Source organism: Dyella telluris (assembly GCF_014297575.1).
Lineage (GTDB): Bacteria > Pseudomonadota > Gammaproteobacteria > Xanthomonadales > Rhodanobacteraceae > Dyella > Dyella telluris.
Window position 1 is genome coordinate 2,265,596 of the sequence record NZ_CP060412.1, and the last position, 13,420, is coordinate 2,279,015.

The window sequence follows — 13,420 nt, forward strand, 5'->3', positions numbered from 1 at the left end:
GGTTCACTGGTCGATGCCGTGCGCCTTCAGTACGTCGCTGATGTTGAACAGCCACAGATTGCGCGAGCCGTTGAGGGGCTCTTCCAGGCGGTGCTGCAGCGAGGCCGCGTCATCGAGCGTCTTCGGGAAACGGACGTCACTCTCCCGGTTGCTGCTGACGTACAGTTCGCCGAAATGGCGCCCGAGCGCCGGTGCGTTTTCCAGCGAGGCACTGTTGACGTCGCCGGGTAGATGCATCGGCTTGCCCCATTGTCCCTTGTCGTCGCGAAAGGCGATGTAGATATCCGCGCTGCCCAGCGAATCGCCCTCGTTGCCCGCGTAGACAAGAAAGCGCTCCTGCGGATCCACGCTGGGGTCCATGCGGTTGTGATCGACCTCGCCCAGATCCACGCGCTCGGGCGGGGCGTAGCCGTTCGCCGTTCGGCGCGCCACATAGATCTGGTACGCCTTGCCTGCATCGGGACGATGGGCAGAAAAGTAGATGTTGCCGTTGGCGGCCACGGACGGGCTGTAGATCATGGCGCCGTCGTTGTGCGCGCCATCCACATGCACGGGTGTTCCCCAACGACCATCGCCCTGTCGTTCGACGTACCACAGGTGCTTCCCGGTAAACGTGCGTCCGTCCATCTCGGCCATCATCGGCGCATCACCCGGATGCGGCGGGCGGTTGGACACGAAGTACAGGCGCTTGCCATCGGGTGACATCGCCGGCTCGGAGTCATGCCACTGGCCGGAGAACGGCGCGACTTCCGGCGTGCTCCAACTGCTGCCCTGACGCTGCGAGACGAGGATGGTGTCGTCCTTCTCGGCGAAATCCGAGCGCATGAAATACAGCGTGTTGTTGTCCCGGCTAAGCGCCGCCGATGTTTCCTGCAAGCCGGTGGAGATCGTGCCCGGGCCGACCAGCTCGCCCGCGAAGGTCGAGCCGGTGGCCAGCGCAGCGAAAAGAGACGTGATCAGAATGAGCGGCTTCGACGGCATGAAGGACATTCCTTTGAAGTTGGGGACGGTGAAGCGACTTCATCCTGAAGTGACGGGCATCAATGCGCAGCGGATTTGTGACCGCCGGTCGCGGCGGCGTGACGAGCGGTTGCCAGCGCGCCGCCGGCGGTCAGGCCATGCCGAGCGCGCGCCGCGCCGGCATGCGGAAGCGGCGGCTCAGGTTGAGGCGCGTACCGTCCTTCAGGACCACCTCGGCGCTTCCCTGGAACAGCGGATGCACCTCGTGGATGCGTTCCACGTTCACCACGGTGCCGCGATGGATGCGCAGGAACCGGGCGGGATCGAGCAGGCCAAGCAGGTGCCGTAGCGATTCACGATGAAGATAGGTCGCCACGCCCGCATGGATATGCACGTAATTGCCATCGGCGCGGATCCAGTCGATGTCATCCACCGCGATCACCCGGATATGCTCGCCCTGTTGCACGCTCAGGCGTTGCAGGAAGGGCGATGCCGATGGAGCCGCTGCCACGGTGGCGCCATCGCCGCCCGCGTGCAGTCCGCGCCAGTGGCGTCGCACGCGTGCCATGGCCTGGTCGAAGCGCTCCTGGTCGATGGGCTTGAGCACGTAGTCGATCGCATTGGCATCGAACGCGCGCAGCGCATGCTGTCCGAATGCCGTGGCGAACACCACCATCGGCAGGTGATCGCGCTTCATGCCCTGCAGCAATCGGAAACCGTCCATGCCGGGCATGCGGATGTCCAGGAACAGCAGATCGGGGTCGAGTGCTTCGATGGCCTGCCGTGCTTCGTTCGCATTGGCGCATTCACCGACAATGGCGACGTCCTCGTGCGAAGCCAGCGCCTGCCGTATCGCCAGGCGTGCCAGCATTTCATCGTCGACCAGAAGCGTGCGGATGGCGGGCGTATTCATGCCGCGCACTCCCGGAACGGAAAACGCAGTTCCACGCGCGTGCCGCCGTTCGCCCTGCGTTGCAGTTCCACGGTGGCGGCGTCGCCGAACAGCATGTCCAGCCGCGTGCGCGTATTGCCCAGGCCAATGCCTTCCCTCGCGCCACCGGGCGGCAGGCCGATGCCGTCGTCATCCACGCGCAGCAGCAATGCATCGCCTTCGCGGCGTGTCTCGATGTGCAGCGTGCCGCGCTCAGTCTTGTCGAGCAGCCCGTGGCGCAGCGCGTTCTCCACCAGCGGTTGCAGGATCATGTTGGGAACCAGCGCACGCATGGTGTCCGTGGATACATCCAGGTGCGTGGTGAGCCGATCCTGGAAGCGCACCTGCTGGATGCCGAGGTAGCAGTTGAGGAACTCCATTTCGCGCGACAGCGGCACCTGCTGGGCGTGGCGTTCCTCCAGCGTCAGGCGGAGAAAATCACTGAGCCGCGCGATCATCTGTCGCGCCTGCACCGGGTCCGCCAGCGCCAGCGCGGAAATCGCGTTGAGCGTATTGAACAGGAAATGCGGTTGCAGCTGCACGCGCAGTGTCTGCAATTGCGACTGTACGAGCTGGGTTTCCAGGTTGGCATTGCGCAGCCGCTCGTCACGCAGCCGGCGTTGCGAATCGATGGCGCGCAGCACCACCAGCATCACGCCGTAGGTGAGCACGCTCAGGTGGAAGTTATAGGCGAACTGCATGCGCGCGAATGCGCCGAAGGCAAGATGGGGTTGCGAGCTTGGTGGTCCACACAGCGTCCAGTAGATGCACAGTACCAGCATGACCTGTGCAGCGGCGAGCACGATGCTGGCGGGCGCGTGTACGGCCCAGAAGCGTCCCCAGCCACCGGTGCCACCCTGCGTACCGAGCCAACTGACGGCGGGCGTCAGCAGCATCCACAGGTAAGCGTTAGCCAGGTTCCAGGTGAGCGGGCGTGTCCAGTTGAAGGCCTCGCCTTCACTGATCATGGAGATCACCGAGCTGGCCGTGTAGGACAGGGCCAGCAAGGTCCAGAAGGCGAAGACCAGTCCCCAGATCTTCCAGCGTGGCGCAGTCATCAGGTCGGACACGGGAGCCTCACCGGCGCGGGCCGCAGCAGCGAACCGGCACAGTGTGGAACGCCGCGGTGTCGCGGCGACAGTGCCTGAAGGCGTGCATCAACCGATCACGCAGGGCGCCGGGGAAGCGTCCGATGGCAGGCCATGCGCGGAAAGCCACGGCGCCAGCGAGACGCGCCAGATGTGGTCGTCACCGCCCTTGTCCTGCGGGGAGCCTGACGAGGGCAGGGTGCGATCGCTGGAGTAGTACAGCGTGCGATGGTCGCAGCCCAGCTGCGAGCCCATGCTGTGGGTGCCGCCGTTCACCACATCACCCAGGTCCTCCGGCTCGCTCCAGTTGTTGGGCGTGTGGAAGGCGATGGCGAGCCGATACGGTTGCCTGGGATCGTGGCGGATGCTGAACACCATGAACGAACGATCCGGTGCGATAGCCACATCCCGGACCTGCGCATCCTTGTCGCCTACCGCCACCGCATATGCGGCCTGGTACTGGCCGTTCTCGTGGATGGCCCGCATGGGTCGTATCACGCCATCCGGCGCGCAACCGATGTAATAGATGCTGCCATCCGACGCCACGCTGGGTGCGAACGTGCTGGTGCAGGTGTTGACGGTATCGGGGAGGCGCCTGGGCTCGCTCCAGCCGTTGCCCTCGCGGTCGACGCGCCACAGGTTGAGGCCCTGGCCGGCCAGCACCTTCCCTTGGCGCACGGCGTCAATGGGCTTGCCCCCGGCCATGGCAGGTCGGTTGGACGTGAATATCAGGTAGGAGCCGTCCGGCGCCATGGTCGGGTCGCCATCACGCCAGTGACCGGAGAAAGATGCAGGCACCGGTGCCGACCACTTGCCATGAGCGCGGTGCGAGACCATCACGGCGGCACCGTTCTCGGAACCACGCATGAAATAGACGGTATCGCCGTCCGGCGTGAAGGCAGGCGACTCGGCATCGGCGAGATCGCCGGGCAGGAAGGCGATCGGCTTGGGCGGGTTGGCGGGCACGGGCGTCATCAGCGGCGAGATCGCGAGCAGGACGACACAGATCATCTGTTGCCACATCATGGCGGGCACTCCCTTGGATACGCAGGTAAAGGAATCTGCGCATCAACCTAGGATGTCCCGCGCCATGCGTCGCCACGTTTGTGACAAGCGGCACTCCCGCTGCCACGAGCGGCATCACACCATCGGCAGACGGTACGGTGACGTCACCAGTCGATGCGTTGCCGGTCGCGGAAAAAGCCGCCATGAATGGCCGGACGCGACGGCAGCATGGCTGCCCACACGATGCCCGCGGCACCCTCCGCGACGGGCCGCCCGCCATGACCGCCCATGTCGGTGGCGACCCAGCCGGGACACACCGCGTTGACCAGGATCCCGCTGCCCTCGAGTTCCTGGGCAAGCATGCGCGTGTGACTGTTGAGTGCCGCCTTGGAAACACGATAGGCCGGACAGCTGGTGCCATCGCTGTTGTTGGCGCCACATCCGCTGGACACGTTGACGATGCGGCCGTAGCCGTGGCGCTGCATCAGCGGAAGCATGGCCTCCGTGAGCTGCCATGCACCGAGCAGATTGGTTTCCAGCGCCTGGCGTACCACGTCGAGATTGGCCGATGACGCCTGGTTATCCGCATCGAAGTACGCGCCGGCGTTGTTGACCAGGATATCCAGCCGGCCGTACTCACCTTCGATGCGCGCAGCCAGTTCCCGCACGCTGGCGCTGGAGGTCACATCCAGCGGCACCGACAATACGGTGCCACCTTCGCGCCGCAGTTGCCGCGCTGCCTTCTCGCCCGCCAGCGGGCGACGTGCACCCAGCAGCACGGTGACGCCGGCGACAGCGAGCTGCCGCGAGACTTCAAAACCCAGCCCCCGGTTGGCGCCACTGACCAGCGCCACACGCTGTGACGGTTCCGGTTCGGGCACGAGCGTGCGGCGTCGTGATGGCCTCCCCGGAAACGCCACCGCGTTCATGGTGCCGTGGCCAGCTGGTCGCAACGCTCGCTGGCGCAGGCCTGCCAGCCGCCACCCAGTGCCTTGTACACCGACACCGCGCGCAGGTTGATCGAAGCCTGGGCGTCGGCCAGCGAATCCTCCGCTTCCAGCTGCGTGCGCTCGGCATCCAGCAACTGCAGGAAATCGGCAGCGCCTTCGTTGTAGCGGATGCGGGCCAGGTCGGCGGCATGGCGGCTGCTGGTCACCTGGTCCTGCAGCTTGAGCACACGGTCGCGCTGCAGGTTGTAGCCAACGATGGCGTTATCCACATCTTCCACCGCCTGCAGCACGGCCCGCTGGTAGTTCGCCAGCGCCGCATCGGAACGTGCCTCGCTGGCCTTCACGTTGGAGCGCACGCGCTGCACGTTCAGGCCGGACCACGAAATGCTCGGCGCGATCGACCATGCACGCGACTGCGCGCCGCCGAAGTCATTGCTGCGGCCGGCGAGGAAACCGAGGAAACCACCCAGTGTGATGTGCGGGTAGTAGTCAGCCTTGGCCACGCCGATGCGTGCATTGGCAGCGGCCAGCTCGCGCTCCGCCACGCGCACGTCGGGACGACGCTGAAGCACGTCACCGGCATTGCCGATGTCCAGCGCCACATCGATGGGCGTGAAGTGCTTCGGCGACAGGTCCACATCCAGCTCGCCCGGACGCTCACCCAGCAGCACCGCGAGGCGCGAGCTGTCGTTCTGCGCCAGCGTCTGCAGTGTGGGCAGCTGCGCTTCCACGAACTTCAGTCGCGCCGTGGCGCTGGCCACGTCCTGCTCGGACACCGTGCCGATGTCGTTGCGGGCATGGATCAGTCGCAGCGTTTCGCGCTGGTTCTCGATGTCGCGATTGGCCACGTCGATGCGAAGCTGCACGCCACGCAGGTCGAAGTAGTAGCGCGCGACCTCGGCGAACAGCGTCACCTGGGCATCCTGCAGCGACGCCTGGCTGGCGCCGGCATCCGCGCGCGCCGCTTCCACCGAGCGGCGCACGCCGCCGAACAGGTCGATCTCCCAGCTGGCGTCGAAACCGGCCTGGTAGCTGGTGACGGTAGTGCGCTGGTCCGTAAAGCCGGGCTGCTGGCCACGGCTGCGCGAATAGTTCGCCACCGTCTCCACATCCGGAATCTGCTGCGACTTCGCCACGCCGAGCAAGGCGCGCGATTCGCGCAGGCGTGCATAGGCGATTTTCAGGTCAGGGCTGTTCGCGGCCGCGCGCTGGATCAGTGCATCGAGCGTCGGGTCGTTGAACTGCTTCCACCACTGCGCCTGGAAGGTCTGCGTGGACTCCTGCGCATTCACGCCCTGCATGGCCACCGGCTTTTCCTGCGGCGCGTGATAGTCCGGGCCCACACTGACGCAACCGGCCAACATGATGGCCGCCGCGATGGCAGTGACGCGTTTGGCAGCCACGCGATGCGATGCGGGGCGACAGGTGTCGCACGACTCGACGGCGGCGACATCCATCATGCCCACGCCCGTCTGGAGTTGGCCGCGGGACTGATCCCTCTCCCCGGCGGGGAGAGGGCGCTGCGCGAGCTTAAGGTTCTTGAAGAAGGACATATCAGTGCTCCTCAATCAGATTGGCCTGCGCGAGGCGCGCAGCCTGTCGGGCGCGGCGGCGTTCGCTCATGCGTTCGCCCCAGCCGCGCACCGTCACGTAGAACAGCGGCGTGAAGATCAGGCCGAAGAAGGTGACGCCCAACATGCCGGAGAACACCGCCACGCCCATCGCATGACGCATCTCCGCACCGGCACCGTGCGAGGTCACCAGCGGCACCACGCCCATGATGAAAGCGAACGAGGTCATCAGGATCGGGCGCAGTCGCAGGCGGGCCGCTTCCAGCACGGCCTGCGTGCGGTCCATGCCTTCGATGATCTGCGCTTCGCGGGCGAACTCCACGATCAGGATCGCGTTCTTGCACGCCAGGCCAACCAGAACGATCAGGCCGATCTGGGTGAAGATGTTGTTGTCGCCGCCGGAGATCCACACGCCGGAGATCGCGGACAGCAACACCATCGGCACGATCAGGATCACCGCCAGCGGCAGCAACAGGCTTTCGTACAGCGACGCCAGCACCAGGAACACCAGCAGCACGCACAAGGGGAACACCAGCACCGCGGTATTGCCGGCAAGGATCTGCTGGTAGGTCAGCTCGGTCCACTCGAACGTCATGCCGTTGGGCAGGTTGTCCTTGGCGAGTTTCTCGATGGCTGCCTGCGCCTGGCCACTGCTGAAGCCGGGTGCCGGACCGCCGTTGATCTCCGCTGTCGGGTAGCCGTTGTAGTGCTGCACGCGATCCGGACCCACCGTCTGCTTCACGGTGAGGAATGAACCCAACGGGATCATCTCGCCCGTGCTGCTGCGCGTCTTCAGCTGAAGGATGTCGCTGGCCTCATGACGGAACTTGGGCTCGGCGGACACGTTTACCTGATAGGTGCGGCCAAAACGGTTGAAGTCGTTGACGTAGAGCGAGCCGAGGTAGGCCTGCATGGTCTGGTACACATCGGCCAGGTCCACGCCTTCCGCCTTCGCCTTCTCGCGATCCACATCCGCATCGATCTGCGGCACGCTCACCTGATAGCTGGAGAACAGGCCGGCAAGCGTCGGCACCTTGGTGCTGGCCTGGATCAGGTTCTGCGTCTGCTTGTACAGCTCTTCAAAGCCCTGGTCCGAGCGATCCTCCACCTGCAGGCGGAAGCCACCGATGGTGCCCAGGCCATTCACCGGCGGGGGCGGGAAGATGGCGATGTACGCATCCTGGATGCCCATGTACTTCTGCTGCAGGGCCGCGGTGATGGCGCCCGCGGACAGCGACGGATCACGACGTTCCTCGAACGGCTTGAGCGTCACGAACACGATGCCGGAGTTGGTGCTGTTGGTGAAACCGTTGATCGACAGGCCGGGGAACGCCACCGCGCTCTCCACGCCCGGCTGCTTCAGCGCGATATCGCTCATGCGGCGGATCACGTCTTCCGAACGGTCCAGCGAGGCGGCATCCGGCAGCTGCGCGAACGACACCAGGTACTGCTTGTCCTGCGGCGGCACGAAGCCGGTCGGCACGTGGGCAAAACCGAACAGGCCGAGCACCACCAGACCGCCGTAGATCAGAAGGGCGATCGAACCCGAACGCAGGATGCGCTTCACGCCACCCACGTAACGGTTCGCACTGCTGACGAACAGGCGGTTGAACGGGCGGAACAGCCAGCCGAACGCACGGTCGATCAGGATGCTCAGCTTGTCCTTCGGTGCGCCCTGTTCCTTGAGCAGGATCGCGGCAAGCGCCGGGCTCAGGGTGAGCGAGTTGAACGCCGAGATCACCGTGGACATGGCAATGGTCAGGGCGAACTGGCGATAGAACTGGCCGGTGAGGCCGCTGATGAAGGCCGCCGGCACGAACACCGCGCACAGCACCAGCGCCGTTGCCACGATGGGGCCGGTCACTTCGTTCATGGCCTTGCGCGTCGCTTCCTTCGGCGACAAACCATGTTCGATGTGTCGTTCGACGTTTTCCACCACCACGATGGCATCGTCCACCACGATGCCGATAGCCAGCACCAGGCCGAACAGCGACAGCGCGTTGAGCGAGAAGCCGGCCAACAGCATCACGGCGAACGTACCGATCAGCGACACCGGCACAGCCACCAGCGGGATGATCGATGCACGCCAGGTCTGCAGGAACAGGATCACTACCAGCACCACCAGGGCGATGGCTTCGAACAGGGTGTGCACCACCGCTTCGATCGAACCGCGCACGAATACCGTGGGGTCGTAGACGATCTGGTAATCCACGCCCTGCGGGAAGTCCTTCTTCAGGTCCGCCATCAGTGCGCGCACTTCATCCGAAATCTGGATGGCGTTGGAACCCGGGCGCTGGAAGATCGGCAACGCCACGGCCGGCTGGTTGTTCAGCAGGCTGCGCAGCGCGTAGCTGTTGGAACCCAGTTCGACGCGACCCACGTCGCGCAGGTGCACGAACGAACCATCGGCATCCTTGCGCACGATGATGTTGGCGAAGTCGTCCTCGGTGATGAGGCGACCCTGCGTGTTGATGTTGAGCTGGAAGGCCGCGTTGGTCGGACCCGGGGGCGCATTGAGCGCACCGGCCGCCACGGTGATGTTCTGTTCCTGGATTGCATGCACCACGTCACCCGTGGTGAGCTGGCGCGAGGCCAGACGCTCCGGGTCGAGCCACACGCGCATGCTGTATTCGCCGGCACCGAAGATCTGCACGTCGCCGACGCCATCGAGGCGGGCAAGCTGATCCTTGATGTGCAGTCGCGCGTAGTTGGACAGGTACAGCATGTCGTACCGGTTATCCGGCGAGATCAGATGCACCACCATGGTGAGGTCGGGCGAGCTCTTCTGCGTGGTCACGCCGAGTCGCTGCACTTCCTCGGGCAGGCGCGGCAGTGCCTGCGACACGCGGTTCTGCACCTGCACCTGGGCGTTGTCCAGATCCGTGCCCAGCGCGAAGGTGACGGTGAGCGTCATCGCGCCGTCGCTGGTGGACTGCGAGCTGGTGTAGAGCATGCCTTCCACGCCGTTGATCTGCTCTTCCAGCGGCGTGGCGACGGTTTCGGCGATCACCTTGGGGTTGGCGCCGGGATAGGAAGCGCGCACCACCACGGTAGGCGGCACTACTTCCGGGTATTCGCTGATCGGCAGCTTGAACAGCGCAATGCTGCCCGCGATGAGGATCAGCACGGAGAGGACGCCGGCCAGAATCGGCCTGTCCACGAAATACTGAGCGAGTTTCATTGCATTCGTCCTGGTTGCTCTTGGCACCAATGCCCGCGCGAAGCGGGGACTTTGGGTGCTTGGTTTCCGGTGATCGGAGACAAAGCGGCCCTGGCCCTCTGCTCGAAACGAGAGAGTGCGTGCATTCATTTCTTGTCGCTGACTTTCCTACTCGTCATCCCTGCGGAAGCAGGGATCCAGCGCCTTTATCCACGGCGGCGGAAGTCGCTGGATTCCTGCTTCCGCAGGAATGACGATCAAGAAGATTTACTTCTGCTGCGAAGCGTTCTTGCCCGAAGCACCACCCGCCATCGCCACCTGCTTGTTCGGATCCAGGCTGCGCGTTTCCATGGCCACCTTGGTCGCGTTCACTTCCACGCCGGGGCGCACGTGCTGGATGCCGTTGACGATCACGGTGTCCTTGGCGTCCAGACCTTCGGTAACCACGCGCAGGCCGTCCAGTAGCGGACCGGTGACCACGCGGCGGTATTCCACCTTGCGGTCCTTGTCGACCACGTACACGAACTTGTTGCCAAGGTCGGCTGCCACGGCGCGGTCGTCGACCAGGGCACGCGGCTGGCGGCTGTCGCTGCGCAGCTGGATGCGGACGTACAGGCCCGGCGTGTAGCTGGAATCCGTGTTGTCGAACACGGCGCGCAGGCGGATCGTGCCGCTGCCCGCGCGCAGCTGGTTGTCGACGAAGTCCACGCGACCGGTGTGCGGAAACCCTTTTTCATCGGCCAGGGCCATCGAGATCTGCGGCGAACCGCCATGTTCGCGACGCTGGCGGTCGAACTTCAGGTAGCTGTGCTCGTCGACGTCGAAGTAGGCATAGATCGGGTCGATGCTCACCACGCTGGTCAGCACGTCATTGCTGGTGACCAGGTTGCCCGGGGTGACCAGCGCGTTGCTCACGCGGCCGTCGATCGGCGCGCGGATCTCGGTGAAGCCGAGGTTGAGCTTGGCCGCATCCAGTGCGGCGGTGGTCGAAGCCACCTGGGCCTTGGCGCTTTGCGCCGCGGTCTGCTGGCGGTCGGCTTCTTCCTTGGCGATGGCGTGCTGTTCAAGCAGGCGCTGGGCGCGTTCACCATTGGCCTGGGCCAGCACCTGGTTGGCCTTGGCTTCGGCCAGGTTGGCGTTCAGCCGGTCCACTTCGGCCTGATAGGGGCGGGGGTCGATGCGGAAAAGAAGATCGCCCTTGCGCACGATCGCCCCTTCCTTGAAGTGCACCGAGTCCACATATCCACTCACGCGGGGACGCAGCTGGATGGTGTCGACCGCCTGCAGGCGACCGGTGAATTCATCCGCGTCGTCCACCGGGCGCACCAGCACCTGGGCCACCGTGACTGCGGGAGCCGGCGGCGGGCCAGCCTGGGCATGGGTGTCGCCACTGTGGCCGAGCAAGGCCCAGCTGCCGCCCACCACGGCGACCGTGAGTACGGCAAGGATCCATCGTTTGTTCATCTTCGACTCCCGGATTGGACTCGCCGAAGTGGGGGTACCCCGACGATCAGGAGCGGAAGATTAGGTATACCATCGAGTTCAATAAATAGCTTATGATGCAACGCAATAGTGACTGCCAGTCACGAATGGGGTAACTAACAAGCCTATGGAAGACTTTGCCGCAATCTCCGCGTTTGTCCGCGTGGTCGAGGCCAAGAGCTTCGCCGCCGCGGCCGCCCAGCTGGGCATGACCCCGTCCGGCGTCAGCCGCGCCGTGTCGAGACTGGAAGAACAGCTGGGTGCCCGGCTGTTGTTCCGCTCCACGCGTTCGCTGCGTTTGACCGACGATGGGGCCTCATTCCACGCACGTTGCAAGGAAATCCTTGCCGATCTGGCGGAGGCCACCGAGGCCCTGGGCTATGCCAGCCGCAAGCCCACCGGCAAGCTGCGCATCGGCGTGCCCGCTGCTCTGGGGCGCACGGTGATCATTCCCAGACTGGCGGAATTCGAGCAGCGCTATCCGGATATCCGGCTGGAGCTGTCGATGTGCGACTACCCCTACGACCTCAACGAAGAAGGCATCGACGTGGCCGTGCGCGCGGGTCCGCTGGAGGACTCCAGCCTGATCGCCCGCAAGATCGGCTACCTGCGCAACGTCATCATCGCTTCGCCCGAGTACCTAGCGAAGCACGGCGCACCGCAAAGCATCGACGACCTGAAGAACCATCGCTGCATCAACTACGTGCAGCCCAACGGCCGGCCGCGCCAGTGGCAGTTCGATACGCCGAGCGGGCAGGTGGCGGTGGATATCGACGCGCACATCCTAATCAACGACGCCGAGTCGGTGATCCAGGCCGTGGTATCAGGCCTTGGTATCACCCAGGCGCCGAACGTCATTGCGTCCTGCATGCTGGACTTCGGCAAGCTCGAGCTGGTGATGACCGACACCATCTCCACCGGCAAGCCGGTGTGGATCGTCTATCCGCAGAAGAAGCACCTCTCGGCCCGCGTGCAGGCCTTCATCGAGTGGGTGCGCGAGGTGTTCGAGCAGACCAGCGAACCGGTCAAGCACAAGAAGCCGGTGATGGCGGCGGTGCCGGAGCGGTTGAGCGCGTAACCAAAACGGGACGCAGTCTCCGATGGTTCGAAACGCTCGTTATCCCTCACCGTCATCCCCGCTTTCGCGGGGTGACGGTGAGGTAATGGGAAAGCCTGAGGCCAATCCCCTTGTTGTCGATTACATCCCCGCCGGAATCAACAGCAGCAACGCCACGCCCAGCACGATGCGGTAGATCGCAAACGGCGTGAAGCGGTGGCTGCGGATGTAGCCGAGCAGCCACTTCACCGCCACGAAGGCCACGATGGCCGACACCACGAAACCGACGCCGAAGGCGGTCCAGTCTTCGTGGTGCGCGCCGCCTTCCTTCAGCACCTTCAGCAGCTCGTAGCCGCTGGCTGCGTACATGGTGGGAATGCCGACCAGGAAGGCGAATTCCGTGGCCGCGGCGCGGTTGCTGGTGCCGGCGAGCATGGCAGTGAAGATGGTGGCCGCCGATCGCGAGGTGCCGGGGAAGATGCCGGCCACCATCTGGGCAATGCCGACCAGGATGGCCACGCGCCAGGTCACCTGCGTGCGGTCCGGCTGGCGGGCGGCGAGGCGTTCGGCCGCGATCATCCAGATGCCGCCGATCACCAGCGCCCAGGCCACCGGCGTTACCGCCTCGGGCAGCTTGAAGCCGAGCTTCACCGCGATGAAGCCGAGCACGGCGGTGATCAGGAAGGCCACGGTGAGCTTGGCCAGGTAATCGCGGTTGGCCGGGTCGCGCCACTGGGTGAACAGCTGCCAGATGCGGCCCCAGTAGATGAAGGTGACCGCGAGGATCGCGCCCGCCTGGATGCCCACATTGAAGAGGTCCGAACGCTCGCCAAGGCCGAATTTTTCGGCGATCAGCAGGTGGCCCGTGCTGGAGATGGGCAGGAATTCGGTGATGCCTTCGATGATGCCGAGCAGGATGACGTTGATGAGATCGCTCACGGAAACTCCGACAGATGGGGCCTTACCGGTTCCATACCGGCGCAAAGCGGCATAGCTTAAGGGACCGGGATGGCGATTTCGGGGCGGCAAGGGCCGGAAGCATCTTGTCTTTGCCGATCCGTCTTTGCGCTTTCACCCGCGCGGTACCGTTCACATTGATTGCACTTGGATGGTGCATCCTAGTGGTTCAATTTAGTGCAACATGGCTATGTCAGCATGTCCGGCAACACCGTAACCTGTTGAAACATCGAGATCAAACCGCTTGGCACGCGCCTTG

The 13,420-nt window shown here is 64.6% G+C and carries 10 protein-coding genes; 1 reads left to right on the forward strand and 9 read right to left on the reverse strand.

The genetic code is table 11. The annotated features are described in order from the left end of the window. Positions 1–3: 3 nt before the first annotated feature. The 8 genes from H8F01_RS10235 to H8F01_RS10270 all read right to left on the reverse strand — a co-directional run bounded on the left by H8F01_RS10235 (position 4) and on the right by H8F01_RS10270 (position 11,129). A complete protein-coding gene (locus H8F01_RS10235) occupies positions 4–981 on the reverse strand; it encodes a TolB family protein (RefSeq protein ID WP_187058918.1) in 978 nt (325 codons plus the stop codon). A 130-nt stretch (positions 982–1,111) separates the two neighbouring features. Further along, a complete protein-coding gene (locus tag H8F01_RS10240) occupies positions 1,112–1,873 on the reverse strand; it encodes a LytR/AlgR family response regulator transcription factor (protein ID WP_187058919.1) in 762 nt (253 codons plus the stop codon). Further along, positions 1,870–2,961 carry a sensor histidine kinase gene (locus H8F01_RS10245; RefSeq protein WP_238481213.1) on the reverse strand — a complete coding sequence of 364 codons (1,092 nt, stop codon included), beginning with the start codon at positions 2,959–2,961 and terminating at the stop codon, positions 1,870–1,872. Before H8F01_RS10245 ends, H8F01_RS10240 begins: the two co-directional genes overlap by 4 nt. Positions 2,962–3,048: 87 nt before the next feature. Then, on the reverse strand, positions 3,049–4,005 hold the full coding sequence (locus H8F01_RS10250; protein WP_187058920.1) for a TolB family protein: 957 nt from the start codon (positions 4,003–4,005) through the stop codon (positions 3,049–3,051). Between the two features lie 143 nt (positions 4,006–4,148). Continuing rightward, complete coding sequence (locus tag H8F01_RS10255) at positions 4,149–4,865, reverse strand: SDR family oxidoreductase (protein ID WP_238481214.1); 717 nt, start codon at positions 4,863–4,865, stop codon at positions 4,149–4,151. Between the two features lie 44 nt (positions 4,866–4,909). Next, positions 4,910–6,298 (reverse strand): efflux transporter outer membrane subunit, encoded by a 1,389-nt coding sequence (locus tag H8F01_RS10260; RefSeq protein ID WP_187059237.1) that lies wholly within the window; start codon positions 6,296–6,298, stop codon positions 4,910–4,912. A gap of 190 nt (positions 6,299–6,488) precedes the next feature. Next, on the reverse strand, positions 6,489–9,686 hold the full coding sequence (locus H8F01_RS10265) for an efflux RND transporter permease subunit (protein WP_187058922.1): 3,198 nt from the start codon (positions 9,684–9,686) through the stop codon (positions 6,489–6,491). Positions 9,687–9,932: 246 nt separating this feature from the next. After that, entirely contained in the window at positions 9,933–11,129 is a 1,197-nt protein-coding gene (locus H8F01_RS10270; RefSeq protein ID WP_187058923.1) for an efflux RND transporter periplasmic adaptor subunit, read from the reverse strand. A gap of 145 nt (positions 11,130–11,274) precedes the next feature. On the opposite strand from H8F01_RS10270, the gene H8F01_RS10275 reads away from it, so the two are divergent. Beyond that, positions 11,275–12,225 carry a LysR family transcriptional regulator gene (locus tag H8F01_RS10275; protein WP_187058924.1) on the forward strand — a complete coding sequence of 317 codons (951 nt, stop codon included), beginning with the start codon at positions 11,275–11,277 and terminating at the stop codon, positions 12,223–12,225. 120 nt (positions 12,226–12,345) lie between these two features. Here H8F01_RS10275 and H8F01_RS10280 read toward each other — a convergent pair whose 3' ends face one another. Further along, a complete protein-coding gene (locus tag H8F01_RS10280) occupies positions 12,346–13,143 on the reverse strand; it encodes an undecaprenyl-diphosphate phosphatase (protein ID WP_187058925.1) in 798 nt (265 codons plus the stop codon). Positions 13,144–13,420 lie beyond the last annotated feature (277 nt).